The organism is Algoriphagus confluentis, assembly GCF_036245625.1.
GTDB lineage: Bacteria > Bacteroidota > Bacteroidia > Cytophagales > Cyclobacteriaceae > Algoriphagus > Algoriphagus confluentis.
In genome coordinates, this window is sequence record NZ_BTPD01000004.1 from 1 (window position 1) to 24,926 (window position 24,926).

Below are 24,926 nucleotides of genomic sequence, written 5' to 3' on the forward strand. Positions count from 1 at the left end.
CATGTACTTCGTTTACATCATTTTTAGCCCAAAAACCAATAAATTTTATATCGGGTCAACAGATTCCCCTGAATCAAGACTTAAGCATCATAATTCCGGTGCAACCCCTTCTACCAAGTCAGGCGCACCATTTTGGGAAATAAAATATTTGGAATGCCTACTTGATAGATCAGCTGCTTTAAAAAGAGAACTGGAAATAAAGAGAAAGAAAAGTAGAAAATATCTGGAGTATTTGATCAGCTCAGTTCACTAGAACGTCCCGCTTGCTAGCGGGAAGGTCATCGGTTCGAATCCGTTATCCTCCACTAAGGCTTGATCAATATGCAAGCCTTTTTTATTTTCAGTCATGTACTTCGTTTACATCATTTTTAGCCCAAAAACCAATAAATTTTATATCGGGTCAACAGATTCCCCTGAATCAAGATTTAAGCATCATAATTCCGGTGCAACCCCTTCTACCAAGTCAGGCGCACCATAATGGGAGATCAGATACGTTGAAACTTTACCTGATCGAACCTCGGCATTGAAGCGAGAATTGGAGATCAAGAAGAAAAAAAAGCAAGCGCTAAATCGAGTGGCTGATTACCTCAGTTGGCTAAACCTTCACGCCAGCTAGCGGTAAGGTCATCGAAATTATTCTAGAAATGGTTTCTGTACGTACCAAAGCCCTATTGATCGCCCAAAATCTTTTTTGTTTTTGAATATTTAAGGATCTTAGGTTCTGTTTTCAGTTTCCCCTTTCATGAAAAAGCTCCTATTGGTTTTATTGATTCCGATCTTCACCTCCTGTTCCTGTGAGCCGGAAGATCTAGCCCGACTTGCCCTCTCCGGAATGGAAACGATGATGGGTGAAGGTTTTATGCCCTCGGAAGAAATCAGAGCATTGGGAGATTTCCAGGGAATGAGCGTAAACCTCAGCAAGTCCTACGGTGAACCAGCCACTATATTTCTCAAACTGGAAAATGGAGATCCTGTTAAGCTTGGCCAAGGAAGAGAGTCACTAGCCCGTAAATGTGCTGAACTTTACCTCAATGACTTCGAAAATGCAAAAGAGTATGAGCAGATCACAGTGCAATTTTTTCAGACTGATCCCCAAAATCCACAAAATGTAGCCATGGAGGAATATGCGTTTCAGGTCAAAGATTTTGGTTTAGAGGATTCCTGATCCGTCTTCTACTTCTTCAATAGCTTTAGCCAAAAAATCATTGAAGGGCTTCATCCTACGAAAGCCATCCAAAGCAAAAGTCAAAAAAGCACCAGTTTCTACCGCCTTGTCTGAAATGGGATGAGATACCGTAAAGCTTTTCAATCTCAGATACTCAATGTAAGGATGGTCTGCTTCATACTCTCGGGGACTGGTTTTAAGTTTTTCACCTTCGATCCCTTTGAAGTGCTTTTTAAATTCCGGATCATTTTCAATCTGCTGCAATTCTGCACCGCTGTAGTCGATCTCTTTGCGGATCTTTTTGAGGGTATCTGCTTCCGGCATCCAGATGCCCCCTGCCAAAAAGGAGTTTCCGGGTTGGATTTGAAGATAGTAGCCTGGTCCGGGGGATTTTTTCCCGCCCGGGGAAAAATAAGCTCCGAAATTGGTTTTGTAAGGATCCTTGTTGGCCGAAAAGCGGATGTCCCTATTTTGCCTAAAAACGCAATCTTTAGGCTTGAAAGCTGAAAGTGCCGGCTCAATTTCTGTCATTTCCTTCAACATGACTTCTACGTCTTCTAGGAATCGATTCCTAGTATCCGTGTACCATTTTTTATTGGCATCCATCCAGTCTTTATGATTGTTTTGGGCAAGGGCAGATAGAAATTCGAGATAGGGACGCATAGGAAGTAAGAATTTTGAAAGCTAAAGGTAGAAAATCTGAGATTGTAGAATTAACTCAGCTGGGGTGATGGAGGTTTTCGAGATTTGGAATAGATGAACTTTTCGGTAAATTACACGTGTTAAATTTCAAAAATCCACACGTGTAATGAATACGAAATTAACCTTGACACTCGAAAAAGAGGTAATCGAAAAAGCTAAAGAATTTGCAGCCCAACAGGGACAGAGTCTTTCTTCCTTAGTGGAAAATTATTTCAAGCTACTCACCTTTGAGCATAAAGAAGAGCCCAAGAAAAAAGAAAGAAAGCCACTTCCAGAAAGCTTCTTAAAGTTAAAAGGCTGCCTAAAGCATGAAGGAGAGTTCAACTACAAGGAAGAACTGACCAAGGCTTTGGAGGAAAAATATGGACTCTAGTTACTTTTTAGATTCGGATGTCATTCTTGATTTTCTGCTGAATAGAGATCCTTTTAATTTTTCAGCTGATGAAATTTTTGAAATGGCAGTTAATAAGGAAATCCAGATTTATTTTTCATCTCTGACAGTAGCCAACATCCATTACCTCCTTCGAAAACAGTACGGAAATGATATCGCACTTGATAAAATTTCAGAATTGTTGAGCTTCTGTAAAATTCTGCCCGTCTCGGAAAGAGAAATATTTGCGGCGATGAAAAGTGGTTTCTCTGATTTTGAAGATGCTATCCAGCATTTTACAGCGATCCAAAATCCAGCTATTGAAGGAATTATAACCCGAAATTTAGCGGATTACCGAAAAGCACAGCTTCCTGTCTTTACGCCTGAAGTCTTTCTTTCGACTTTCAAATAAAATCCACCAAAGTCTTTGCTTCTCGAGGTTTGCAACCTCGAGAACTTATCACAGGATTTGTAATCCTAAATTCATTTTCATCCAAAAACTTCCAATTCCAGAGGACCTTTTCTAACGCCGAACGCATCTCCTGCACTGCTTAGAAGATAGTCTTCAGGGTTTTCAACAATTCCTGCCCGAACCGGATTTTCATGAATGTATTTGGCTTTTGATTCAAAAAATGACAGGGAATAAATTTCTTCTCCATGGTAGCCCTTTTCCCAAAACCAAATTTGATTTTCAAAAGTCAATGTCATTTTTAGCAATTTTTTCCTGCTCTCTTGGGGATTTTCATCAATGGCCTTATGAATTTTCTTAGCAGTAAACTTTCTCAAATCTCGAATTACATCAGAAAGATTATCATTTTTCGCTCTTACTATCAAATGCGCATGATTACTCATGATTATCCAAGCGAAAATTTCCAATCCTTTGTTTTCTTGGCAGTATCTTAAGCTGTCTAGCAAAATTTCAGAGTAAACTTTTCTAGTAAAAACATCTACCCATTGATGAACAGTAAATGTCACAAAGTGTACAGCTCCTTGGTCGCGAATTACATATTCTTTCCCCATAAAAATTAGTGAGTATCAAAAATCTGAAGGCAATACTTTGAAATTACAAAATTTAAGAATCAACTGCTTCTCGAGGTTTGAAACCTCGAGAACTTATCTCAGGATTTGCAATCCTACATTCCCGAACTCAATAGATTGAAAATCTGAAGATAGGACCTCGAAATTACAAATTTCGAGGAGCTTAAATAAAATCCACCAAGGTATCTTGCTTCTCGAGGTTTGAAACCTCGAGAACTTATCATAGAATTTGTAATCCCATATTTCTGAACTCATATAGATTAAAAATCTGAGGATAAGACCTCGAAATTGCAAATTTCGAGGAGCTTAGTTAGGTTTAAATAAAATCCACCAAGGTCTCTAACTTCATCCCACGGCTACCTTTGATCAAAATGAGGTAATCTTCCAGCTTGCTGTCTTCAAGCCAATTTCTGAACGAAAACGGATCTGGGAAATACAAAGCCTTGGGCGCTTTTTCCAGTGCGGAGACAATCAACTTTCCGGTAAAACAAACCTTGTCAATAGGATACTCGCTTACAATTTCACCCAGCTTTCGGTGCTCTGCCTCGGCATGTTCCCCAAGCTCAAACATGTCTCCCAGAATGATCATTTTATGCTTTTTCCCAGTCATTTGACCAAAAGTCCGAATGGCTACTTCCATGCTGGATGGATTAGCATTATAAGCGTCAAGGATGATAAGATTGCTGCGCTTTTCGATAAGCTGGGAGCGCATGTTTTCGGGTTTGTAATTGACAATTCCCTCCACAGCTTTATCCATAGGCACTCCAAAATACTTCCCGATGGTCAACGCATTGGCGATATTCCCAAAATTATAAGCTCCGATCAGCGAGGTCAAATGCTCTCCATCGACTCCTTCTACCGAAAACTTTACAAAAGGATTAGCACCGAGAAACTGAACTTCACAGAAATCTCCTTTCGAAGGATAGAGCACTGGATTTTCAAACCGCTTGATCATATTGGAAAGGATCGGATCTTGGGTGTTGATAAATACCGTTCCCTTATGTTCTCTCAAGTGTTGATAAAGTTCTGTTTTGGTTTTGAGCACACCTTCGGGACCGCCCATTCCTTCCAAGTGTGCCTTACCAATATTGGTAATAAAGCCATGGGTCGGTTCTGCTATGTCGCAGAGCTCCTTGATGTCGCCCTGTTTATTAGCCCCCATTTCGATGATGGCGATTTCATGCTCGGACTTTAATCGGAGTAACGTCAAAGGCACTCCGATGTGATTATTGAGATTGCCAATAGTAGCCAGCGTATTGAATTTTTGCTTCAAAACCGCATGCAAAAGTTCCTTAGAAGTGGTTTTCCCGTTGGAGCCGGTCAATCCGATCACCGGAATGGCAAATTTTCGGCGATGATGCGTAGCCAGATTTTGCAACGTGGTCAATACATCCTCACAGATAAAATAGCGCTCATCGTCCTCCACAAAATAGTTCACCTCATCGATCATCACAGCAGAAGCTCCCATTTCCAGGGCTTTGGCAGCAAACTCATTGGCATTGAAATTCGGTCCCTTAAGTGCAAAAAAGAGATTACCCGGATCAATTTTGCGGGTATCGGTACTTACGCCTGTACTTTTCAAAAAGAGTTGGTAAAGGATGTCGAGGTTCATTTTTCCGGGAAATTTGCCACAAAATAACGCAAAGGATACATCTTTGTGGAAGCTCACACGTTTTATTTTGCAGTCAGCTAACCTCGGGTTCCCATGCGAAAAATCCTCATCTTACTTTCCATTTTTCTGTCTTGGGATGGTTTGGCACAGCAGGTTTTTCAATTGGATCAGGAAAAAAAAATCCAAGTATCCGGTCAGGAAATCCCTATTCCTTTTTCCCAAGGCATCAACTCCGCCCAAATCCAAACCCTTGATCTCACCGGAGATGGAAAGGATGAATGGGTGATTTGGGATATCAATTCCCGACAACTCCAAGTCTTTGAAAAAAACGGGGAAATCTTCACCCTACGCCCCGAGCTCACCTATTTCTTTCCCGAGGACATCAGCGGATTTTTGGTTTTGGCTGACTTTGACCGAGACGGGAAAAAGGATCTCTTCACTTCCACTCCGCTTGGTATCAAAGCTTATCGCAATACTTCCACCGGAAACCGGATTTCTTGGGCAGTGGCCCAAAACTTCCTTAGACTGGAGGGGGCCAATAATATCCCTGCCAATAACCTCGACACGCCTCTGCTTCAGGATGTGGACGGAGACGGGGACCTGGACTTGGTGATTTTCAATTTTGCGGTGGGCGACTTTTTGGAATTTTATCTTAACACCTCCGTGGAGCGAAAAGGAACCCCGGATATCGACGGATTTGCGTTTCCCATACGACACTGGGGCAATTTTGAGTTTTGTGCCTGCTCGGAAATCAGCTTCGGACAGACCTGTGATGGCAGACCTTTGGAGATTGACGATCGAAAGGATGAAAATACACGAATCCAGCACGCAGGTGGACACAGCATTCTATATCGGGACTTTACAGGAGACGGAGTTGAAGATTTACTTCTCGGGAGGGACGAGTGCAATACGCTCTATTTCTTGCCCAATTCCGGCACTTCTGCCCGTCCCAGATTTACATCTTTTTCTACACAACTTCCAGGCTATGGAACTTTGCCTGTTTTCCCCAGATTCCATGTCGGGCAGGCGATGGAAGAGGATTTACTGGTCAGTTTGAACACCAATGAGACCTCCGCCCCTTTTGGGATTGACTTCGCCAACTCGGTGGTGAAACTGGAAAAAAACACGGGATCAATCCACCCTGTTCTTCAGGATCAAATGTTTGACTTGGGCGAAAATGTCCGCCCCTATTTCAAGGGAAATGTCTTTGCCGGAGAGCTTTGGCTCACTGCCAATGGCAAAAAAGGTGAAAATGTAATCGGCCAAGCCTATCGCCTGAGCTACTCCGGAGATCAGTTTGAGCTGCTGAATGAAGATTATATCGGCCTTTCGGCTTTAAATCTGCTGGAAGTCCAGCTCATTGAATACGGCAGTGTCCAAAACCAATCTTACCTACTTGCCTCCGGAGTGCGTACTACCAATGGGGTCCCCAGTCAAGTCCTACTACTTGGACAGGGCCAAAATTGGACAGATTTTCAGCTTTCCGGGCTGACGCTTCGGGTGGGCGATCAGCTAACCCTTTTTCCTTACCAAGGAAAAGATCATCTACTAGTCGCTGCGCAAAATGGAAGTCTGACCCTTTACGAAGTGGATTTAGCAAGCCAAACGGCAACCTTGGAAACTGCCAATTTCCTGGGCTTTCAGGACAATCCTGCCAATCGAAATTTGAGTGTAGCGGTACGAATTCAGGAAAGTCCGGACTTGTACACCGTGGACCAAACTGGCCGGATTTTTCTGATCAAGGACATGATGAGCTCGGAAGTTCGAGAAGAAGTCTTACTCAAAATCGGAGATCAAAATTTCCCTTTCCGATTGGGAAGAAACACATGGATCTCAGTAGTCAATCCGGGTTTCGATGAAAATGTGGATCTGATTTTGGGAAGTCGTGGAGGGGGAATAACCTATCTGAAATCCGTAAAATCCGACTCTCCAACTGACGGAGAACTCTTGGTTAAGGTCTATCCCAATCCGACCGAGGGACCTTTTAAAGTGATTTCCAATACCGAAGCAAAAGGGCGTTTGATAAATTCTTTGGGACAAATCCTGATAAAGGAAATCCTAATTCCCGCCAACCGAGAAGTAGAAATCCAAGCTCAAACACTACAGCCTGGACTTTACTTTTTGCAACTGGAAACAGAAGATAGGAAAGTGGTAGTGAAGAAGGTGTTGGTGAGGTGACTTTTGTTTCTCAAAGATTTTTACTGGTTAAAAGCACAGATTAACACAGGTTTTGAAGGATTTGTCTCGCCCAACTAGAATAAATTAAAGACGAAAAGATCATTCCTGAATTCTTCTTTTCAAGTCCATCCGAGCGTGCAGAATCCGAATTACTTCGATGGTGGATTGATCCAATTTTCTGTAAAAAATGAGATGCTCACCCGATTTATAGCCAAAAATATCAGTGCTGATTTCATGGTAATTTCTACCTAAATAGGAATGATCTGCAAGCTTTTGGCAATCCTTAACCAAAGCAAAATAGTAGGAATCAGCTTGATGTTCTGACCAAGTTTCAAAAGTATATTCCCAAATGGCAGATAGGTCACCAATTGCTTTTTGGGACAACATATAGCTACCCATTCCTTTTCTTTGCTTTCAGCGATTCCAGATGTTTTTGGGGATCGAAATCCTCCACAAATCCACTTTCTATTCCTTCTTGAATCGCATTTTTAAGGGCTAAAATCTTGTTTTCCTCCTCTTCAAGAAGGCGTAAGCCCGCACGAATCACCTCACTGGCGCTTGAAAACCTTCCTTCTGAGACCTTAGAGTCCACGAAATTTTCAAAATAATCCCCCAAAGAAACTGATGTGTTGCGTCCCATAATTTTTCCTTTCTGGTGAAGTTACCAAAAATTGGTAATAAAGCCATTTTTTCAGATTTGTGATTTGGGCTTTCCACCTTTCCAACTATCCCATTTGCCCACCTCCCTCAAAAACTCTAGCTTAGGATAAGAATTATAAATCCAATGAAGAACATTTACCTCCTCCTATTCCTGGCACTTTTCGCCTGGGCATGTAAATCGGGCCCCGAAAATCCCGCCGACAAAGTTTTTACCAACGGAACCATCTACACCGTGGATGAATCCAATCCCAAAGTGGAAGCCGTGGCGGTCAAGGACGGTTTGATTCTAGCTCTGGGTACTTCCAAGGAAATACAAGCCTACGTAGGCGAGTCCACCGAGGTGATCGATTTGCAGGGCAAAACCATGACTCCGGGATTTATCGAATCCCACGCTCACTTGATGGGAATCGGCTACAATAAGCTGGAACTCGATCTCATGTATGTCAAAACCTATGACGAACTGGTCGAAAAAGTAGCCGAGGCGGTTGCCAAAGCCAAACCGGGCGACTGGATTACCGGGAGGGGCTGGCATCAGGACAAGTGGATCGAAAAGCCCGAGAAAATGGTCAAGGGTTTTCAAACCAATGAGCCTTTGAATGAAGTATCTCCAGACAATCCGGTATTTCTTCGCCACGCTTCAGGCCATGCTTCCTTTGCCAATGCAAAAGCCTTGGAACTGGCTGGAATAGCCAACCTGAAAGGGGAAAGACCCGGAGAGGTCGAAGGAGGAGAAATCATCACCGACGAATTAGGCAATCCCACAGGAGTCCTGACCGAAAGAGCCTCCAATCTTGTAGCTCGATTGGTTCCGGAAGAAACTCCTGAACGAGCGGAAGAAGCTTTGACATTAGCCTTACAGGAATTGGTGGAAAAGGGAATCACTTCTTTCCATGATGCAGGTTCAGGTCAGGATGTGATCGACTTGGTTCAGAAATTCAAAAACGAAGGCAAGCTCACCGTTCGCCAATACATCATGCTCACTGGACGTCAGCCGGAGCTTTTGGAAGAGTGGTACAAAAATGGCCCAATGATCGACTCAGACCACATGCTTACCGTAAGATCGATCAAATTAAACTGTGACGGCGCACTAGGGCCAAGAGGTGCTTGGCTACTGGAAGATTATGCGGATAGACCAGGTCATCGAGGACATGAGACACTTCCTATGTCTGTCGTAACAGAAGTATCAGAAAAGGCCTTGCCGCTAGGATTTCAGGTTTGTTCTCATGCGATTGGCGACAGAGCCAATCAGGAGATTTTAGATCGATATGAGGCAGCTTTTGCCAAAAATCCCGAGGTCAAAGATCACCGCTTTCGCATCGAGCATGCCCAGCATTTGCATCCGGATGACATTCCGAGATTCGGGGAATTGGGTGTGATTGCAGCAATGCAGGCGATACATCTGAGTTCGGACCGTCCTTGGGCCATAGACCGTTTGGGAGAAAAGCGGATTATCGATGGAGCTTATGTATGGCAGAAGCTATTCCAAACGGGTGCAAGAATCTGTAATGGAACCGATGCACCTGTGGAGCCGGTAGACCCGATTCCTTCCTTTTATGCCTCCGTAACCCGCAAGACTTTGGAAGGACTTCCGGAAGGAGGCTATGAAGGAGATCAAAAAATGACCCGTGAACAAGCTTTGAAGTCCTACACTTTAGACGGTGCCTATGCCGAGTTTGAAGAAGATTTCAAAGGATCGATTGAAGTAGGCAAAGCAGCTGATTTCACCGTTTTTGACCAGAACATCATGGAGGTGGCTGAGGATGAAATACTGAAAACTCAGGTTGCGATGACAGTGATGGGGGGAAAAGTAGTGTTCAGTAGGCAATAGGCAGTTTGGGAATTCAGAATTCTTAAGTCAGAAATCTGAAAAACTCACAGACCTTCCAGGTATCAAAACTTGGAAGGTCTTTTTTTATGAGCAATTAGAAAAAAGAATTCAAAAAACCGTTAATCTCAATAAAACGAAAACCTAAACTTAATCGATTCGTTTACGGATTGAATAGTTTTCACTTATTTTCCTCCCAGATGGAAATCAAAATTTATAGATTAACACTCCTGCTTTTTTTTCTGGCATCCATGAATATGGCTTTTTCCCAAACCACGCCAAAATCACTCTCCTATTTTCCGGAAAGGTATTCACAGCAACCCATTATCACTTTCAAAGAAGGCTTTTTCAACAAAACCACCTATTTCCTTGACGGGGAAAAATCAAGTCCGAAAGAGGTAGCTGCCTTGCTCAATTCAGTAAAAAATGAAGACTTTAAATTCCTGAGTTATCAACGAAAAAAGAATTTGGGTATGGGTATCCGGGTCTCGGGTATAGCCGTGACTATTGGCTCCATCGCTTATCTGTTTACGAATGATATTACCCCGGCCAATGTCCGCCCATGGTTTTGGGCTTCTTTTGGGGGAGGGGTTTTACAAAGCACAGGAAATATTCTTGTCGCTGATTCAGAGCGAAGAATTCAACGAACCATCAATGACTTCAATGCCTATTATTATTCAGGAGGCACTGAAGTATTTTTGAGTATGGATGAAAGTGCCGGATTTTTTGGATCAAAAATCGACATCTACGAAGGTCCTATGAAGCTAGACAAAAGTCAGGTTTTATCGCGAATGCAGAACATGCCCGAGGTACGAGAACTTTACAATAAGATCATCAAAAGACAAAAAGTAAGCACCGCCGCTCAAGTAGCCAATACCGCTGTTCAGTTTGGTATCTTATTTTTGGCATTAGGACCCGAACCTCAATCCTCCACCTTGAATACGACACTCATCCCATTGACTATGACCGGGATTGGGCTTAATCTGTTTTCTGGATTCTATGAACGAAAGACCAGAAATCTTACCCGAACTGCACTGTTTCAATATAATTATCAATAACCACTTTGGATGAAAACTGGCCTTCCAAAGGGATAAAGTCTCTGATGCTTCATCGAAGCAAAAATATCCGTTTGAAAAAACATCGGCCTCATCTCAAAACTTCTCAATCCCTATAAAATACAAATCAAATCCTCCCATTCCCCCTGAACGATTGGAGGAAAAAATCATCAACCGATTGGAAAAATCCAAATGATCGGATACGATGGGCCTGTACTCGTCCGAGGCTGAATTGATATTGGATCCAAAATTCACCGGATCGGTCCATCCGTTGGCTGTTTTTTGGGAATAGTACAGGTCATAGCCACCATACCCTCCCGGTCGGTCCGAAGCAAAAACTAGCAAATCTCCATACACAAAGGGCATGTGATCGTTGGAAGGCGAATTAATCGAGAGTTTTCGGGTAATTTTTGGTGTGTCCGACTGCAAAAACTGAAGCGGATCTTGTCCCAAGGGGATTTCTGCTTCATAGATATCAAACTGTCCGTCACGATCAGAGGTGAAGACCAACGCTTCAGGCTTTCCATTCTGGACAGGATCAGCTCCTTTCAGATAATTCAGCCCGTAAAAGCTGGGATACATCTCATTAGACCCCTCTCCCAAGATGGATATGGGATGATTTTGTGATCGATAATCAAAAGGACCCGTTTTCTCAAATTCGTTAAAGAAAATCTTGGTTTCGGTCCCACAGGTTCGGGAAAAGAGGCGGTAAACTATACCATTGAATGAATCTGTGGAATAAGGCCCCCGCTCTTCGCAGTTGGAATTCATCTCAAAAAGCTGGTTTCTGATGACGTCATTTTGCCCAATTACCGTATTAATGCTAAAGGAAAATACTCCGGTATCCTTGCTTTGGGAGAAGCCAATTGCCCGGGCATCCAAATCAAAATTTGCTCCTTTGGTGGGGGCATTGGTCGAAAAAATCAAAGTTTCTCCAGCTCCAAAGAAATCCGGAACAAAGTCCGAATTCATTTCATCATAGGAGGTATTCAGGTCCAATAAATTGGTAGGCTGCTCATCGGGAAAAGTCCCGACTTTGAGGTTGAATTTTTCCCGACATCCCAGAAAAACAAATGGTAAAAGAAAAAATAACTTGATTTTGATCGGTTTCATAAATAGCCAGTGAGTTTAGTCAAAGAACGAAATCCAATCCCTTAAATGCTACAGAATTGCAAAAAAATATCTTCTCGTGTCCCAATTCTACCCAGCTCTCCAAAAAATCCCCTATTTTCCCAGCCTAATCCATTTCCCCATGAGAAAACCCCTACTCATTCTTTGGCTTTTTGCCTTAACTATACAACTAGCATTTGCACAAGACGCTCCCAAAGCCATGTCTTGGAAAGACGTCGCCACCTGGAAATCCATGCCGGGCAACGGCTTCAAACTCTCCCCGGACGGAAAATGGGCCGCTTACGTTCTTACCGGCTTGGAGGCAGACGGTGAATTAATCCTGAGAAATAGCTCTGATACCACCGGACAGAAGACATTCCCTATCGGAAATACCAACTCAGGTAATTTTGAATTTAGCGAAAACAGCCAATGGCTCGCTTTCCGGGAATTTCCCAAGTTTGCCGAAAAGCAAGCCAACGAAAAAGCCAAAGGAAAACCGCTTAAAGACAAAGTGCACCTGCTCAAGCTCGGTACCGAGGACAAAAAGACCTTTGAAGGGGTCAGCAGCTACAGTTTCAACGGTGAGGCCGCTACCCACCTGATTCTTAACCTTCCCAAAGAAGGCAATGGTGAGGCCAAAGGCTCTGATCTGCTAATCTATCATCTAGCCTCTGGCAAATCCCAAAATCTGGGCAATGTCCGCGAGCATGCAGTGAACAAGGCCGGAACTCATCTCGCCTATACCGTCGACGCGGCCAATTCTCAGGGCAATGGACTTTATCTATTGACTTTGGCGACCAATTCCATTCAAGTACTGGATTCAGATGAGGCAGGCTATCAGAGTCTCAACTGGACCGAAAAAGGAGACGCCTTTGCCGCGCTGAAGATGAAAAAAGACAAAAAGTACAAGCAGGATCAGGGGATCTTGTTGGGGGTAAAAAACCTTTCCAATCCTGAAGTGGTCCTTTACGAGCCTGCCAAGGACAGCACTGGCTTTGACCGGAAATATACCATCAGCCCCAATCGCCGACCGATGTGGTCTGAGGATTTGACCCGATTGTTTTACGGAATTCATCCTTTGGTTTTGGCAGAAAAAGAGAAACCAAAAAAAGAGGTCGATGCCGATTCCGTGAAAGCCGAAGAAGCTGAAAACCTGGCTAAAATCATGGCTGACACGACCATCAAATCCATTTCGGATTTGCAAAAGGCGATCGGAAAACTCAACTCCGGCAAGTCGGATGACAAAAAATCCAACGACACCAAAAAGCCGGAAATGACCATTTGGCACTGGAATGATTCCAGACTCCAAAGCCGTCAGCAAGTGATGGAAAACATGGACAAAAACTACAGCTTTTGGGCCATGTACGATGTCGCTTCCAAAAAACACATCACCCTTCAGGACAGCAGCATGAGGGAACTGAATCTTTTGCCTCAGGAGCATTTTGCCTTGGGTTCGGATATTCAGGCCTATGAGCTTCAGGGCAATCTGGACGGGCAGGCTTATCGGGATTACTATTTGGTGGACTTGAAGACTGGAGTCAAATCCACACTCTTTGAGAAGTTTTACCAGCCTTCTTTTGCTTCCATGCCTCGCCCTTCTACCGATGGAAAAAAGCTCCTTTATGGAAAAGACGGGCACTTTTACGTGTTCGATATTCTGGCAAAAACCCACACCAATATCACGGAAAATCTCCCGGTGACCTTTATCAATGTGGAAGATGACCACAATGTGGAAAAACCCATGCAGAATCCTTTGGGCTGGAGTTCCGACAGTCAGTATGTCCTTCTGAGGGATGGATGGGATATCTGGCAGATTCCCATGGGTGGAAAAGAGACTGCGGTCAACTTGACCCAGAACGGAAGAGCTCAAAAGATCCGCTATCAGTATCGCTTTGGCCTGGATGAGGAGGAAAAAGGCATTGATCTGAGAAAGACTGCCTACATCCGGATGTATGGGGAAAACACCAAAAAGAGTGGAATAGCCCAGCTCAATCCAGCCAAAAAAGGAGGACTTGCTCCGGGTGTGAATGTTTTGATCTGGGAAGATGCCTCAATTCAGAGCTTGGCCAAAGCTGAAAAAGCGTCGGTTTTCACCTTTACCAAAGAAAAAGCAAATCAACCCACGCAGGTTTACCTGACTGATGCTTCCTTGTCTACCCCGAAGCAAGTCACCGAAAATGCACCTGATGCAGGCAAATTCGCTTGGTCAGCCGGAGTAAAACTAGTCGATTATGTGACTGCCAGAGGAGATTCTCTACAGGCAGCACTTTTCCTTCCTGCTGGCTATGTGAAAGGCCAAAAGTACCCAACCGTGGTCTACTACTACGAGAAGCTTTCGCAGACCCTCCACAACTGGGCTAATCCAAGCTACAGCGGCACCGGTTGGAATCCTTCCCTTTACACGTCCAATGGCTATGCGGTATTGATTCCGGATATCGTGTACAAACTGGACGACCCGGGGATGTCTGCCGTCTGGGCAGTGCTTCCTGCTGTAGATGCGGCCATCAAAAGCGGTGTAATCGACGAAAACAATATGGGTCTCCACGGACACAGCTGGGGTGGGTATCAGACTTCCTTCCTGATCACTCAGACGACTCGCTTCAAAGCCGCAGCTGCTGGCGCACCTTTGACCAATATGATCTCCATGTATGATCTGATTTACTGGAATTCGGGCGGGGGAAATATGTCGATCTTCGAAGCCTCTCAGGGAAGATTCAGAGGAGGACCTTGGGAAAACTGGGAAGCTTACGAGCGAAACAGCCCGATTTACCATGTGAAAAACGTGCAAACCCCCCTTTTGCTCTTGCATAATGACAAAGATGGAGCAGTGGACTTCACCCAGGGTGTGGAATATTACAATGCCCTTCGTCGATTGAAAAAGCCGGTGATCATGGTTCAATACCTTGGCGAAAATCATGGGCTGGGCAAAACAGAAAACCGGAAGGACTATGCGGTCCGAATGATGGAGTTTTTTGACCATCATCTCAAAGGAGCTGAGGCTCCGGACTGGATGAGCAAAGGGGTTCCGAGACTTCAACTGGGCGAACATTTGGAAGACAGAGCTTTTTAAAAAAACTTCATTCAGAAATCACAAGTCAAAAAATCCTCCGATTCGCATCGGGGGATTTTTGGTTTTGGAAAGACATTCTCTATCGAAGGCATCTTTTTTACGGTAAGCCTGATTTTCATATTGCAATTCTTAAAAATTAAGGATAGTATTAAAACTAGAATAAACCAACCGCCAAATCCTAGTCAGTATGGAATTTTTAGCAGAAATGGAGCCCTCGCTTAGAGCACTCTGGTACATCGCTTTGCCTACATCCATGATTTTTTTGCTGCAGACCATCCTGACTTTTATGGGTTCGGACTCAGGAGATGGAGTCAATGCGGACTTTGACGGAAATCTGGAAGGTGCGGAAGCCCCCTTTCAACTTTTTACGCTTCGCAACCTGATTAATTTTCTCCTAGGTTTTAGCTGGACGGGAATCACCTTTTTTGGTGCGATTCCCAACTACACGGTGTTGATTCTGCTCTCCACCTTGGTGGGTATGGGCTTTGTTTGGCTCTTTTTTATCATCATCAAGCAGATCACCAAGCTCGCTGAGGACAATACCTTCAAACTTGAGCAGGCCATTCACAAAACCGGCTCGGTTTATCTTTCCATTCCCGCTCACAAATCCGGAACGGGCAAAATCTCCATCAGCGTCAAGGGTTCCCAAAAAGAACTCAGCGCCATCACTCCCGGTGACCGGATCGAAACCGGCGCTGCCATCAAGGTAGTCGGAGTGGAAGGCGGTAACCTCCTCATTGTAGAAAAAATCTAAACCCTAATTCTTTTATGGATCCTTTAATTCTAATCCTAGCCGGTGCTTTTGTCATTTTTGTGACCATCATTGCTCTGGTATCGCGCTACAAACGCTGTCCTTCGGACAAGATTCTTGTCGTGTATGGCAAAACAGGTGGAAGTTCCGCTAAGTGTATCCATGGTGGCGGCGCCTTTATTTGGCCTGTCATTCAAGATTACGCCTACCTTGACTTAAAGCCCATTTCTATTGAGGCTAACCTAACCAATGCACTCTCCCGCCAAAATATCCGGGTAGATGTGCCCTGCCGATTCACCATTGCCATTTCCACAGACACAGACAGCATGAATACTGCCGCTGAGCGTCTATTGGGATTGGCTCATGAGCAGATTCAGGAGTTGGCCAAGGATATCCTTTTTGGACAGCTTCGTCTCGTGATTGCGACGATGACGATCGAGGAAATCAACTCCGATCGAGATAAGTTTTTGGAAAACATCTCCAAAAACGTGGACACCGAGCTCAAAAAAATCGGGCTGAAACTCATCAACGTCAACGTCACCGACATCAAGGACGAATCGGGCTACATCGAAGCTTTGGGTAAAGAAGCTGCCGCAAAAGCCATCAACGAAGCCAAAATCTCTGTAGCAGAGCAGGAGAAAATCGGGGAAACCGGAAAGGCTCTTGCTGATCGTGAAAAAGACGTACAGATCGCAGATACGCAGCGAGATCGGGATGTGAAAATCGCCGTGACCCTCAAAGACCGGGAAGTGAGCATTGCCGAAGCTCAAAAGGAAGAAAGTATCGGAAAGGCAGAAGCCCAGCGGGATACCCGGGTGAAAACCTCGGAAGCCAATGCCATCGCGATCAAAGGAGAAAACGAAGCCAAGATCTCCATTGCTCAATCGGATGCTCTCCGAAGAGAAAAAGAAGCCGAGGCCTTGCGGATTGCCCTTGCCTCTGAAAAAGTACAGCAAGCCAAAGCTCTCGAAGAAGCCTACCTCGCCGAACAAAAAGCTGAAACCGCCCGTGCGGAGCGTGAACGTTCGACTCAAAATGCCAACATCGTTATCCCGGCAGAAATCGCCAAGCAGCGTGCCATCATCGAAGCACAAGCCGAAGCCGAGCGAATCCGCGTCCAGGCCAAAGGAGAAGCGGATGCTATCTATGCCAAAATGGAAGCTGAGGCAAAAGGTCTTTTTGAAATTCTGACCAAGCAGGCAGAAGGTTACCGGGATGTGGTCAGTGCCGCCGGCGGAGATCCTACCAAGGCTTTCCAGCTTCTTCTCATCGAAAAGCTCCCTGAATTGGTGAAAACTCAGGTGGAAGCGGTGAAGAACATCAAGATCGACAAAATCACCGTGTGGGACTCCGGGCAAAATGAGACTGGAAATAACTCCACCGCCAACTTTGTCTCCGGGATGATGAAAACAGTCCCTCCTCTTAATGACCTGTTTAATATGGCTGGTTTGAATCTTCCGACTTACCTGAAAGGAGAAGATCCAGAGAAACCGACCGAAAATAAGCAAGCCCCCAAATCAGATCCGAATTAATCCCTTCAAGTGCCTTTCTCAAAATCGCCTTTTTGTAAATAGCGGTTTATCCGAGTGGCACCTGGGATTTGAAGCTCTGGATAGCTATCCTCGACTCTCTGAGGAATCCTCCGATTTTCATAGGGGGATTTTTTATTGCACTGATTTTTGCATCAAAGGCCTGCTTATCTTTGATCCGATTCTGCCCAAGCCCAAGTTGAGGTTAGATGGATAATCCTTTGAATTCATACTTGGGGAAAAAGGAAAACAACCTGAGCAACTGCCGATTTTCTATGATCAATGTCCTTGGAATGATAGAGTTTGACCTACCCCTGTCCCATCAGGGGGTCAAGTTTTTCTTGATCCTTTTGATTATTCTCCTTGCTCCCTTGATTCTCAATCGGCTTAGAATTCCACCTCTTTTGGGACTGATTTTGGCTGGCGCATTGATTGGTCCCAAAGGTTTTGGCCTTATGGAGAGAGACAGTGGCATCCTACTCTCCGGATCTGCCGGACTTCTATACATTATGTTTTTGGCAGGCTTGGAAATTGACCTGGATGATTTCCGGAAAAACAGCCGAAAAAGTTTGATTTTCGGAATGTATACTTTTTTGATCCCCATGGTTTTAGGAACATTCACAGGGCTTTATCTTTTTGGGTTTACCATGACCTCTTCGGTTCTATTGGCAAGCATGTTTGCCTCCCATACGCTGATCGCTTATCCCATTATCTCCAAATTGGGCATAGCCCAAAATCGAGTAGTCAATGTCACAGTAGGGGGCACCTTAATCACCGACACTTTGGCCTTGCTGATATTGGCGGTTATCATTGGCATGTCCAAAGGCGAAGTTGGGCTTTGGTTTTGGGTGAAATTGACCGGATCCCTTATCCTATTCGGAGGATTGGTCATGTACCTTCTTCCCAAGTTTGGGTTTTGGTTTTTGAAGAAAAATGAAGACAACGTCACCCAATACATTTTTGTTCTAACCCTGGTATTTCTAGGAGCTTTGCTTGCAGAACTGGCGGGAGTTGAAGGAATAATTGGGGCTTTTTTGGTGGGTTTGGCACTAAATCCATTAATCCAAAGAACCTCTCCCCTGATGAACCGGGTAGAATTTGTCGGAAATGCCATCTTTATCCCGTTTTTTCTGATCAGCGTGGGAATGCTGGTTGATTTTCGAGTTTTCTTCAGCGACCGGGAGACCATTTTTATTGCTATTGTTATGACTGTCGTGGCCACCTTGGCCAAATATCTGGCAGCCCTTTCAGCTCAAAAGACGCTGGGCTACACAAAAAATGAAAGAAGGGTCATGTTTGGTTTGAGCAATGCCCAAGCGGCAGCAACCCTTGCTGCCATTTTGATCGCCTACAATACAGTCATTGGTACTGATGAATTTGGCCAACCCATTCGATTGCTTTCCGAAGCGGTTTTGAACGGGACAATTGTGATGATTTTGGTGACCTGCACCATTGCTACCCTAGAAGCACAACGGGGTGCCCAAAACATCATCCGATCCAATTCCTCCCTGACAGAAAAGGATCAAATCGATCTCAGTGAGCGTTTTCTCATTCCAATTCGCAGTGAGGAAACCTCCGAAAACCTGATCAACCTCTGCGTTTCCTTGAAGTCTGCCGGAAAGAAAAATTCCCTCTATGGACTGAGCATTCTCAAGCCGGAAATCCATGATTCACTTGCAGAAATCAACGCCCAAAAAAACCTGAACAAAGCCAGTAAAATTGCCTCTGCGACTGACGATTTTCTTATTGAGCTCCTCCGCTACGATGCTGATGTGGCTCATGGAATAAGTAGTGTGGTCTTTGAAAACAAAATCACCGATTTGATTCTCGGACTCCATGTGCAGCAAGAAGGAAAAGACTCTTTTTTGGGAGAAGTGACACAAAAAATCCTGGAAAAAGTCAATACCACAACCTATATCTATAAACCCCATCAGCCTTTTTCTTCCCACCGAAGACATTTGGTGATCATACCTCCGCATGCAGAACAGGAGTTGGGCTTCCCGCTTTGGCTGGTAAAAATCTGGAATATTGCCAAAAACTCAGGCTGCAGAATGATTTTCTACTGCAATGAAGAGACTAAAGAAACGCTGCAAAAAATCTTGGAGGTCAATCCTATCCGGGTAGATTTTCGGCCTTTTCCTAGCTGGGAAGATCCGTCCAATCTCAACATCCTACTAAAACCGGATGACAACCTCATCTTGGTCCTGAGTCGAAAAGGTGAACTCTCCTATCATCCCAATATGGATCTGGTCCCCGAATTGGTGGATACCTGGCTGAAAAACCACAGTTTTATTTTGATTTATCCAAATCCCCTTGATGCCATTTCTATTCAATCCCACGACTTCTTCCATTCCGGTTTTGCAGGTCCAAGAACGCGTCTGGATATGATCGGGACTGGAATCCAAAGGCTTTTTTCAAAGTAATCCCCATAAAAAATGGACCAGGAGCCCAATCACCGCATTCACCTGAATCCAAGGCCAGAAGGCATTCTTTCGAAAACAACATCCGTAAGAAGCTCGAATTAAGCCAATCTTCCTGTTTTCAATTCCGATCAGCCTTTCATTTTCCGAAAAAGGCAACACCAAGCCCACCTGCAATCGGGATAGCGATCCCCTTCAAATCAAAGCTGGAAATGGACCAAAAAGAGAATATCTTTTGCCAAAGGAAATATAGATTTCTGTTGATTTTCAGGTTTAGCTTCTATCTAAAAATAATTTCAAACTACTGATTACCAGTGTTTAATAATCTCTAATCCGAATCAAAAATAATTTCAATAATCCAAGATGAAGTGTCAGAAAAATCCACTTAGCTTTGATGAATTTATGTAAGGCAAAATTTTCAATTTCCTTAAAATTCTGTTCGATGATACTCCAGATTATTCTTCTGATTGTGGGCTTGGTGCTATTGGTCAAAGGTGCCGACTGGCTCGTGGATGGAGCCTCCGTTCTGGCCAAAAAGAAGAAGGTCTCGGACCTGGCCATAGGCCTGACGATTGTGGCTTTTGGCACCTCAGCTCCGGAGCTGGTAGTCAATGTAGTCGCTGCTTCGGGCAATTATCCGGACATCGTCTTTGGGAATGTGATCGGTTCCAATAATTTCAATCTCTTTGTCATTTTGGGAATCTCAGGTTTGATCATTCCTCTTTCTGTTCAATCCAGTACTGTCTGGAAAGAAATCCCTTTTTCATTGTTGGCAGCGATAGGATTGTTTTTCTTGGTGAATAACTTCTTCCTTTCTGAATCCCCATTACTTTCCCGCTTGGATGGTCTGATCTTGCTGGTATGTTTTGCCGGCTTTTTGTATTACGTAGCCACCCAGCTCAAATCCGACCCTCAGACCGAGCAGGTAGAAGCGAAAGATTACTCCAACATGAAAATATGGGCCTTGATCGCGGTAGGACTGGCAGGTCTTGTAGGGGGAGGTAAACTGGTCGTAGACAACGCAGTCTCCATGGCCCAATCCTTAGGCGTAAGTGAAAAAATAATCGGACTCACCATTGTGGCAGCCGGAACTTCTCTTCCCGAACTCGCCACTTCGGTAGTGGCGGCCATGCGAAAAAATGCCGATATCGCGATCGGCAACATTGTGGGATCAAATATCTTCAACATTTTCCTTATTCTCGGTGTTAGCGCCCTGATTCGTCCTTTGGAGTTTAATGTCTCCTTCAATACAGATCTCTACATATTGGGAGCAGGTACTGTTTTTCTTTTCTTTGCCATGTTTACCGGAAAGCGTCACAAACTGGACCGATGGGAAGCCTTAGTCCTGTTGAGCTCTTACTTACTTTACACCGGGTATTTAGTCGGTTTGGAAAGCTAATTATCACCCATTCCCCTGCAGATTGAGGTTGTTTTGCCCATTCCAGGCGATCATTTCTTCTTCAGCTATTTCCATAATCCTGACCACATGGTGCAGGGTATTGATATTTGGGTCTGTAGCATGGCCAAAATCGGAAATGCGAAAAGAGAAATTCTTTTCATCCGAAAGCAACTCGTCAATATCCTGATACTCTGAGGACATGGCCACCTGGATCAGTGCTGTGAAGACCTTGATTTTGGCGTCTTCCAGTATTTCAAAAGCCTCTCTTACTTTTTCCTGATAGTTCATCATATGCTTAGTTTAGATAGAAATTCCATTTTTCATTGGTTTGGAGTGTCGACTTCTCTGCCAAAAACAGCAGATAGGCCGCGCGAAATTCGGATTTGTACCGTGAATGGACTTCAATGGGCACCAACCCGAAAATCGGATACTTCCTCAAAAGGGCCGCAAACGCTTCATTAAATTCATCGAACTCCTCGATGTAGTTGACCCCGTCTTTTTTCTCAAACTCATAGTCAGGTTCAAAGTCAAAATATCCACTCTCATCCGAAGTGAAGAAAAACCGATCCCGATTTCCCTTGTTGAATCGGAAAAAACTGATCGTGCCTCCTTCCCCGCCGATTTCACAAATTCGATCAAAGTCCAAATTGAACTCCACATCTTCCAGCACTCCCATGAAGATGAGTTCGGTATCTTCCTTTATCCTTTTTGAAGGAAAATAGTCCAATCCAGCTTTTTGAACCCGGTTCCAAGCCACATCCGCTTCACAAGTCAGCGCAATCACCTCGGTTCTTATCCCCAGAAATTTAGCTTTCTTGATCATCGCAAAGAGACCATCATCATAGCCATCCGTGTAGTACTCGACCACTACTTCCTTCCCCTCCATCAGGGCCATCAATGCTTCGCTGCAGGAAGCATTGATGGCATGCAGCTCTTGATCTTCATCTTCCATCGCTTGAAAGCTTCCAAAAAGCTCTTTTGCTTTCCACGCTATATTGAAAATGCAGACCTCTCTCTTTTCGGCATACTCCCGCTCAATAAAACTACTCTTTCCTACCCCACTTGGTCCGATGACAAATATTACTTTCATGACAATCAGTGGTTCTTGGCATAATCCCACATCACTCCCCAAATGTCATGATAGGCAGACAGTTTGTCTCGCTGCTCCGGGTTCTGAGCGATGGCATTTTTGAAATTTGGATAGTCTATTTCCCACACCTGCTGAGAAATGACCGATACCGCTTCCTGTTTACTGACATGGACCCGGTAGCCATAGTCCGCTTCGGGAGTTTCGATGATTCTTTCCTTCGGAAAAAGTGATTCCAAATCCTTTTTTACCCGAGCTCGAAAAAGTACCTGATCTGGCTTATCCCTGTGCTGAACGATTGAAATAAAGCCATTTTTGCTTGCTATCCACATCCTTGATATTGAATTGATTACAGGAATAAATCTACGGGCAAAAGAATTATCGAACTAACTTTTGACAGTAAGTGTCGCTGAATAGTTTTTACCGAAAACAGTCAAATCCCCACTTTTGTCAATTCAAAATTTTCTGCCGCCATTGATCACAAAGGGAAAACATATCCACAAAAAACACGGTATTTTTCAACACCAAATTTGGCAAGCCAACACTTGTCTGCCCAGCCTATACACCTATGCTCCGCCCAAAAAACCACTTTCGGCAATTCTTTGCCGTCTTCGTACTCCTGCTCTTGGGAAGTGGGTCCGTTTTTTCTCAAGGAAAACTCCGAGGGGTCGTCCAAGATCAATCGTCCAAAAAAGCCTTACCTTTTGCCTCAATTGCTGTATTTTCTGAAGGGGACAGTTTGATAGGCGGTGGAATTACAGAAGACAACGGAAGCTTTTCCATTGACCTTCCTCTGGGAAGGTTTTATGCTTTGGTGGAGTTTATGGGTTTTGACTCCTTCAAAAGCTCAGTGTTCGCGCTCTCCAGAGCCGATGCAAATGTCAATTTAGGAACTGTCACCCTTCAAGCATCTGATCAGAAACTGGATGAAGTAGTCGTCCAAGGGGAGAAGACCTTGATGGAGCTTTCTTTGGACAAGCGGGTATTCAACGTGGGAAAAGACCTGGCCAACGCAGGAGGCACGGCCACGGATATTTTAATGAATTTACCCTCCGTGGCTGTGGACACGGAAGGTAATGTGAGTTTGCGGGGCTCCTCCAACGTACGCATTCTGATTGACGGTAAGCCCTCCGGATTAGTCAGTTTCAGGGGATCGGCAGGACTTCGTCAGCTTCAGGCCAACATGGTGGAGCGAGTCGAAGTGATCACCAATCCCTCCGCCCGCTATGAGGCCGAAGGGATGGCCGGAGTCATCAACATCATTCTGAAAAAAGACAGCAATCAGGGTTTTAACGGTTCCTTTGAGGTGATTGCAGGTACCCCGCTTAATTTGGGCTTTTCCACCAATCTGAATTACCGTAAAAACCGCATCAACTGGTTTATCAATTACAGCTTTGCCCGACGCTATCAGCCCTACGTCAGTGAGCAGTATCAGGAAGTGTATGAAAACGCGGAAACACTTATTCTCAGTCAGGCCAATGCCGGTGAACTCCGAGGCTGGAACAACAGCATTCGGGGAGGATTGGACTATTTCTTTTCGGAGCAGAGCATTTTCACCGCTTCCTACCTCTGGAGAAGAACTGACGGCCGTAGAATCACCGACATTCGCTACGATGATTACCTGAATTCTTTAGATAATTTTCAAGGCTATTCATTGCGAAGACAGGATGAAAAAGAAAAAGAACCCAATTCAGAAATAGCATTAAACTACAAGCGGATTTTTGGGCAAAAAGGACATGAACTGACGGCTAATTTCACCTATCTGAACTACTGGGAAAATTCCGATCAGCTATTCACCGAATTCCGCTTTGATGCAAATGGACAGCCGGTACCCGAGGAAGATCTGCTTCAGACTTCTTTGAATGATGAATTTGAAAATCAGTACCTCTTTCAGCTCGATTATGTCAAACCCATAGGCTCGGAGGGCAAATTCGAAACCGGGCTGCGGACCAGCTTTCGGGAAATGGAAAATGACTTCATTGTTTCCGAAGAAAACGAAAGCGGGGAATTGGTTCCCTTGCCCGGACTGGACAATATTTTCCTCTACAATGAAAATATCCTCGCAGCCTATGGAATCCTCGGTAACAAAACCGGAGACTGGACCTATCAGGCAGGGCTTCGCGTAGAGCATACCGATGTGGAAACCATCCTCGCAGAAACCAACGAGCGCAACCCCAGAAACTACACCAATCTTTTCCCAAGTGCTCATTTGACTTACAATGTCTCCGAGGAAAACGCCTTCCAACTCAGCTACTCCCGAAGAGTGAGAAGACCGGTTTACAATGACCTCAGCCCCTATGTGACTTTTTCCGATCAGCGAAATTTCTTCAGTGGCAACCCTGATCTCGATCCGGAATTTACCGATGCCTTTGAGTTGGGACACATCAAGTATTTCGAGAAAGGAACCCTGTTTTCCACGGCCTACTTCCGAAACACGGTAGATAAAATCGAGCGGATCCGAACGGTGAATGAGGAAGGTTTTGCGACCACTTTGCCTTACAATCTGAATGGGGAAAAATCCTTTGGCCTGGAATTCAGTGCCGATTACCGGCCCAAAGACTGGTGGAAGCTGGATCTGAACCTGAATTTCTTCCATGCCAATATTGACGGAAGTAATATTCAGGCAGACTTTGAGGCAAGGACTACCTCATTCCTTGCCCGGCAGACATCAAGATTCACCTTGGATGGAGGATGGGATTTGCAGCTTCGCGCAAACTACGATGCCCGTCAAAAAACAGCCCAAGGAGTCCGAAAAGGCATTTTCTTCATTGATCTATCCGCAAGCAGGCAGATTATGCAGGAGCGGGGTAGACTGATCCTGACTGCCAATGACATCTTCAATTCCCGAAGAAACCGCTACATCATCGAGGGAGAAAACTTCTTCACCGAAGGAGACTCACAGTTTATCCGACGACAGATCAATCTGACTTTTTCTTACCAAATCAATCCATAAAC

The 24,926-nt window shown here is 44.6% G+C and carries 23 protein-coding genes; 14 read left to right on the top strand and 9 right to left on the bottom strand.

The annotated features are described in order from the left end of the window. Position 1: 1 nt before the first annotated feature. The 3 genes from AAA943_RS06470 to AAA943_RS06475 all read left to right on the top strand — a co-directional run bounded on the left by AAA943_RS06470 (position 2) and on the right by AAA943_RS06475 (position 1,165). Entirely contained in the window at positions 2-253 is a 252-nt protein-coding gene (locus AAA943_RS06470; protein ID WP_338223418.1) for a GIY-YIG nuclease family protein, read from the top strand. Between the two features lie 93 nt (positions 254-346). Next, a complete protein-coding gene (locus AAA943_RS21865; RefSeq protein ID WP_420915593.1) occupies positions 347-478 on the top strand; it encodes a GIY-YIG nuclease family protein in 132 nt (43 codons plus the stop codon). Between the two features lie 264 nt (positions 479-742). Continuing rightward, positions 743-1,165: a hypothetical protein gene (locus tag AAA943_RS06475; RefSeq protein ID WP_338223419.1), complete on the top strand. Its 423-nt coding sequence runs from the start codon at positions 743-745 to the stop codon at positions 1,163-1,165. On the opposite strand, the gene AAA943_RS06480 is transcribed toward AAA943_RS06475, so the two are convergent. Next, positions 1,151-1,828 (bottom strand): DUF2461 domain-containing protein, encoded by a 678-nt coding sequence (locus AAA943_RS06480; RefSeq protein WP_338223420.1) that lies wholly within the window; start codon positions 1,826-1,828, stop codon positions 1,151-1,153. The genes AAA943_RS06475 and AAA943_RS06480 overlap by 15 nt on opposite strands. A 145-nt stretch (positions 1,829-1,973) precedes the next feature. Between AAA943_RS06480 and AAA943_RS06485 the strand changes: the two genes are divergently transcribed. Together AAA943_RS06485 and AAA943_RS06490 are read left to right on the top strand one after the other, a co-directional pair. After that, positions 1,974-2,240 (top strand): DUF6364 family protein, encoded by a 267-nt coding sequence (locus AAA943_RS06485; RefSeq protein ID WP_338223421.1) that lies wholly within the window; start codon positions 1,974-1,976, stop codon positions 2,238-2,240. Then, positions 2,230-2,649: a type II toxin-antitoxin system VapC family toxin gene (locus AAA943_RS06490; protein ID WP_338223422.1), complete on the top strand. Its 420-nt coding sequence runs from the start codon at positions 2,230-2,232 to the stop codon at positions 2,647-2,649. The genes AAA943_RS06485 and AAA943_RS06490 overlap by 11 nt, the downstream gene beginning before the upstream one ends. A 77-nt stretch (positions 2,650-2,726) precedes the next feature. Here AAA943_RS06490 and AAA943_RS06495 read toward each other — a convergent pair whose 3' ends face one another. Both AAA943_RS06495 and AAA943_RS06500 read right to left on the bottom strand, forming a co-directional pair. After that, positions 2,727-3,257: an REP-associated tyrosine transposase gene (locus tag AAA943_RS06495; RefSeq protein ID WP_338223423.1), complete on the bottom strand. Its 531-nt coding sequence runs from the start codon at positions 3,255-3,257 to the stop codon at positions 2,727-2,729. Between the two features lie 334 nt (positions 3,258-3,591). Continuing rightward, positions 3,592-4,887: a UDP-N-acetylmuramoyl-tripeptide--D-alanyl-D-alanine ligase gene (locus AAA943_RS06500; RefSeq protein WP_338223424.1), complete on the bottom strand. Its 1,296-nt coding sequence runs from the start codon at positions 4,885-4,887 to the stop codon at positions 3,592-3,594. Between the two features lie 93 nt (positions 4,888-4,980). On the opposite strand from AAA943_RS06500, the gene AAA943_RS06505 reads away from it, so the two are divergent. Beyond that, positions 4,981-7,065, top strand: a complete 2,085-nt coding sequence (locus AAA943_RS06505; RefSeq protein ID WP_338223425.1) for an FG-GAP-like repeat-containing protein — start codon at positions 4,981-4,983, stop codon at positions 7,063-7,065. Between the two features lie 99 nt (positions 7,066-7,164). On the opposite strand, the gene AAA943_RS06510 is transcribed toward AAA943_RS06505, so the two are convergent. After that, positions 7,165-7,464, bottom strand: a complete 300-nt coding sequence (locus AAA943_RS06510) for a type II toxin-antitoxin system RelE/ParE family toxin (RefSeq protein ID WP_338223426.1) — start codon at positions 7,462-7,464, stop codon at positions 7,165-7,167. Continuing rightward, positions 7,457-7,705, bottom strand: a complete 249-nt coding sequence (locus AAA943_RS06515) for a type II toxin-antitoxin system ParD family antitoxin (protein ID WP_338220884.1) — start codon at positions 7,703-7,705, stop codon at positions 7,457-7,459. Before AAA943_RS06515 ends, AAA943_RS06510 begins: the two co-directional genes overlap by 8 nt. 144 nt (positions 7,706-7,849) lie before the next feature. Between AAA943_RS06515 and AAA943_RS06520 the strand changes: the two genes are divergently transcribed. Continuing rightward, complete coding sequence (locus AAA943_RS06520; RefSeq protein WP_338223427.1) at positions 7,850-9,553, top strand: amidohydrolase; 1,704 nt, start codon at positions 7,850-7,852, stop codon at positions 9,551-9,553. 197 nt (positions 9,554-9,750) lie between these two features. Next, positions 9,751-10,608: a hypothetical protein gene (locus tag AAA943_RS06525; RefSeq protein ID WP_338223428.1), complete on the top strand. Its 858-nt coding sequence runs from the start codon at positions 9,751-9,753 to the stop codon at positions 10,606-10,608. A 93-nt stretch (positions 10,609-10,701) separates the two neighbouring features. Here the strand turns inward: AAA943_RS06525 and AAA943_RS06530 are convergent, their stop codons facing one another. Beyond that, positions 10,702-11,718 carry a TolB-like translocation protein gene (locus tag AAA943_RS06530; RefSeq protein WP_338223429.1) on the bottom strand — a complete coding sequence of 339 codons (1,017 nt, stop codon included), beginning with the start codon at positions 11,716-11,718 and terminating at the stop codon, positions 10,702-10,704. 139 nt (positions 11,719-11,857) lie between these two features. On the opposite strand from AAA943_RS06530, the gene AAA943_RS06535 reads away from it, so the two are divergent. The 5 genes from AAA943_RS06535 (at position 11,858) to AAA943_RS06555 (ending at position 20,884) form a co-directional block, all read left to right on the top strand. Then, positions 11,858-14,785 (top strand): prolyl oligopeptidase family serine peptidase, encoded by a 2,928-nt coding sequence (locus tag AAA943_RS06535; RefSeq protein ID WP_338223430.1) that lies wholly within the window; start codon positions 11,858-11,860, stop codon positions 14,783-14,785. A 187-nt stretch (positions 14,786-14,972) separates the two neighbouring features. Beyond that, positions 14,973-15,539, top strand: coding sequence for an NfeD family protein (locus AAA943_RS06540; RefSeq protein WP_338223431.1), 567 nt, complete (start codon positions 14,973-14,975; stop codon positions 15,537-15,539). Positions 15,540-15,553: 14 nt separating this feature from the next. Next, positions 15,554-17,068: a flotillin family protein gene (locus AAA943_RS06545; RefSeq protein WP_338223432.1), complete on the top strand. Its 1,515-nt coding sequence runs from the start codon at positions 15,554-15,556 to the stop codon at positions 17,066-17,068. Between the two features lie 206 nt (positions 17,069-17,274). Continuing rightward, positions 17,275-19,488 carry a cation:proton antiporter gene (locus tag AAA943_RS06550; protein WP_338223433.1) on the top strand — a complete coding sequence of 738 codons (2,214 nt, stop codon included), beginning with the start codon at positions 17,275-17,277 and terminating at the stop codon, positions 19,486-19,488. A 439-nt stretch (positions 19,489-19,927) separates the two neighbouring features. After that, positions 19,928-20,884: a calcium/sodium antiporter gene (locus tag AAA943_RS06555; RefSeq protein WP_338223434.1), complete on the top strand. Its 957-nt coding sequence runs from the start codon at positions 19,928-19,930 to the stop codon at positions 20,882-20,884. A 3-nt stretch (positions 20,885-20,887) separates the two neighbouring features. Here the strand turns inward: AAA943_RS06555 and AAA943_RS06560 are convergent, their stop codons facing one another. Genes AAA943_RS06560 through AAA943_RS06570 form a run of 3 tightly spaced genes read right to left on the bottom strand, consistent with a single transcriptional unit; the run spans position 20,888 to position 22,303 of the window. Next, on the bottom strand, positions 20,888-21,175 hold the full coding sequence (locus AAA943_RS06560) for a hypothetical protein (RefSeq protein WP_338223435.1): 288 nt from the start codon (positions 21,173-21,175) through the stop codon (positions 20,888-20,890). Between the two features lie 4 nt (positions 21,176-21,179). After that, positions 21,180-21,974, bottom strand: coding sequence for a P-loop nucleotide/nucleoside kinase family protein (locus AAA943_RS06565; RefSeq protein ID WP_338223436.1), 795 nt, complete (start codon positions 21,972-21,974; stop codon positions 21,180-21,182). 5 nt (positions 21,975-21,979) lie between these two features. Then, positions 21,980-22,303 (bottom strand): hypothetical protein, encoded by a 324-nt coding sequence (locus AAA943_RS06570; RefSeq protein ID WP_338223437.1) that lies wholly within the window; start codon positions 22,301-22,303, stop codon positions 21,980-21,982. Between the two features lie 236 nt (positions 22,304-22,539). Between AAA943_RS06570 and AAA943_RS06575 the strand changes: the two genes are divergently transcribed. Then, on the top strand, positions 22,540-24,924 hold the full coding sequence (locus AAA943_RS06575) for a TonB-dependent receptor domain-containing protein (protein WP_338223438.1): 2,385 nt from the start codon (positions 22,540-22,542) through the stop codon (positions 24,922-24,924). Positions 24,925-24,926: the final 2 nt, after the last annotated feature.

What these genes read in the sequence shown, in the direction of transcription:
- AAA943_RS21865 (WP_420915593.1), top strand. Translation starts at nt 347, where the DNA reads ATGTACTTCGTTTACATCATTTTTAGCCCAAAAACCAATAAATTTTAT.
- AAA943_RS06545 (WP_338223432.1), top strand. Translation starts at nt 15,554, where the DNA reads ATGGATCCTTTAATTCTAATCCTAGCCGGTGCTTTTGTCATTTTTGTG.
- AAA943_RS06475 (WP_338223419.1), top strand. Translation starts at nt 743, where the DNA reads ATGAAAAAGCTCCTATTGGTTTTATTGATTCCGATCTTCACCTCCTGT.
- AAA943_RS06570 (WP_338223437.1), bottom strand. Translation starts at nt 22,303, where the DNA reads ATGTGGATAGCAAGCAAAAATGGCTTTATTTCAATCGTTCAGCACAGG.
- AAA943_RS06520 (WP_338223427.1), top strand. Translation starts at nt 7,850, where the DNA reads ATGAAGAACATTTACCTCCTCCTATTCCTGGCACTTTTCGCCTGGGCA.
- AAA943_RS06555 (WP_338223434.1), top strand. Translation starts at nt 19,928, where the DNA reads ATGATACTCCAGATTATTCTTCTGATTGTGGGCTTGGTGCTATTGGTC.
- AAA943_RS06550 (WP_338223433.1), top strand. Translation starts at nt 17,275, where the DNA reads ATGGATAATCCTTTGAATTCATACTTGGGGAAAAAGGAAAACAACCTG.
- AAA943_RS06505 (WP_338223425.1), top strand. Translation starts at nt 4,981, where the DNA reads ATGCGAAAAATCCTCATCTTACTTTCCATTTTTCTGTCTTGGGATGGT.
- AAA943_RS06500 (WP_338223424.1), bottom strand. Translation starts at nt 4,887, where the DNA reads ATGAACCTCGACATCCTTTACCAACTCTTTTTGAAAAGTACAGGCGTA.
- AAA943_RS06565 (WP_338223436.1), bottom strand. Translation starts at nt 21,974, where the DNA reads ATGAAAGTAATATTTGTCATCGGACCAAGTGGGGTAGGAAAGAGTAGT.
- AAA943_RS06515 (WP_338220884.1), bottom strand. Translation starts at nt 7,705, where the DNA reads ATGGGACGCAACACATCAGTTTCTTTGGGGGATTATTTTGAAAATTTC.
- AAA943_RS06485 (WP_338223421.1), top strand. Translation starts at nt 1,974, where the DNA reads ATGAATACGAAATTAACCTTGACACTCGAAAAAGAGGTAATCGAAAAA.
- AAA943_RS06575 (WP_338223438.1), top strand. Translation starts at nt 22,540, where the DNA reads ATGCTCCGCCCAAAAAACCACTTTCGGCAATTCTTTGCCGTCTTCGTA.
- AAA943_RS06470 (WP_338223418.1), top strand. Translation starts at nt 2, where the DNA reads ATGTACTTCGTTTACATCATTTTTAGCCCAAAAACCAATAAATTTTAT.
- AAA943_RS06480 (WP_338223420.1), bottom strand. Translation starts at nt 1,828, where the DNA reads ATGCGTCCCTATCTCGAATTTCTATCTGCCCTTGCCCAAAACAATCAT.
- AAA943_RS06490 (WP_338223422.1), top strand. Translation starts at nt 2,230, where the DNA reads ATGGACTCTAGTTACTTTTTAGATTCGGATGTCATTCTTGATTTTCTG.
- AAA943_RS06540 (WP_338223431.1), top strand. Translation starts at nt 14,973, where the DNA reads ATGGAATTTTTAGCAGAAATGGAGCCCTCGCTTAGAGCACTCTGGTAC.
- AAA943_RS06510 (WP_338223426.1), bottom strand. Translation starts at nt 7,464, where the DNA reads ATGGGTAGCTATATGTTGTCCCAAAAAGCAATTGGTGACCTATCTGCC.
- AAA943_RS06535 (WP_338223430.1), top strand. Translation starts at nt 11,858, where the DNA reads ATGAGAAAACCCCTACTCATTCTTTGGCTTTTTGCCTTAACTATACAA.
- AAA943_RS06530 (WP_338223429.1), bottom strand. Translation starts at nt 11,718, where the DNA reads ATGAAACCGATCAAAATCAAGTTATTTTTTCTTTTACCATTTGTTTTT.
- AAA943_RS06525 (WP_338223428.1), top strand. Translation starts at nt 9,751, where the DNA reads ATGGAAATCAAAATTTATAGATTAACACTCCTGCTTTTTTTTCTGGCA.
- AAA943_RS06495 (WP_338223423.1), bottom strand. Translation starts at nt 3,257, where the DNA reads ATGGGGAAAGAATATGTAATTCGCGACCAAGGAGCTGTACACTTTGTG.
- AAA943_RS06560 (WP_338223435.1), bottom strand. Translation starts at nt 21,175, where the DNA reads ATGATGAACTATCAGGAAAAAGTAAGAGAGGCTTTTGAAATACTGGAA.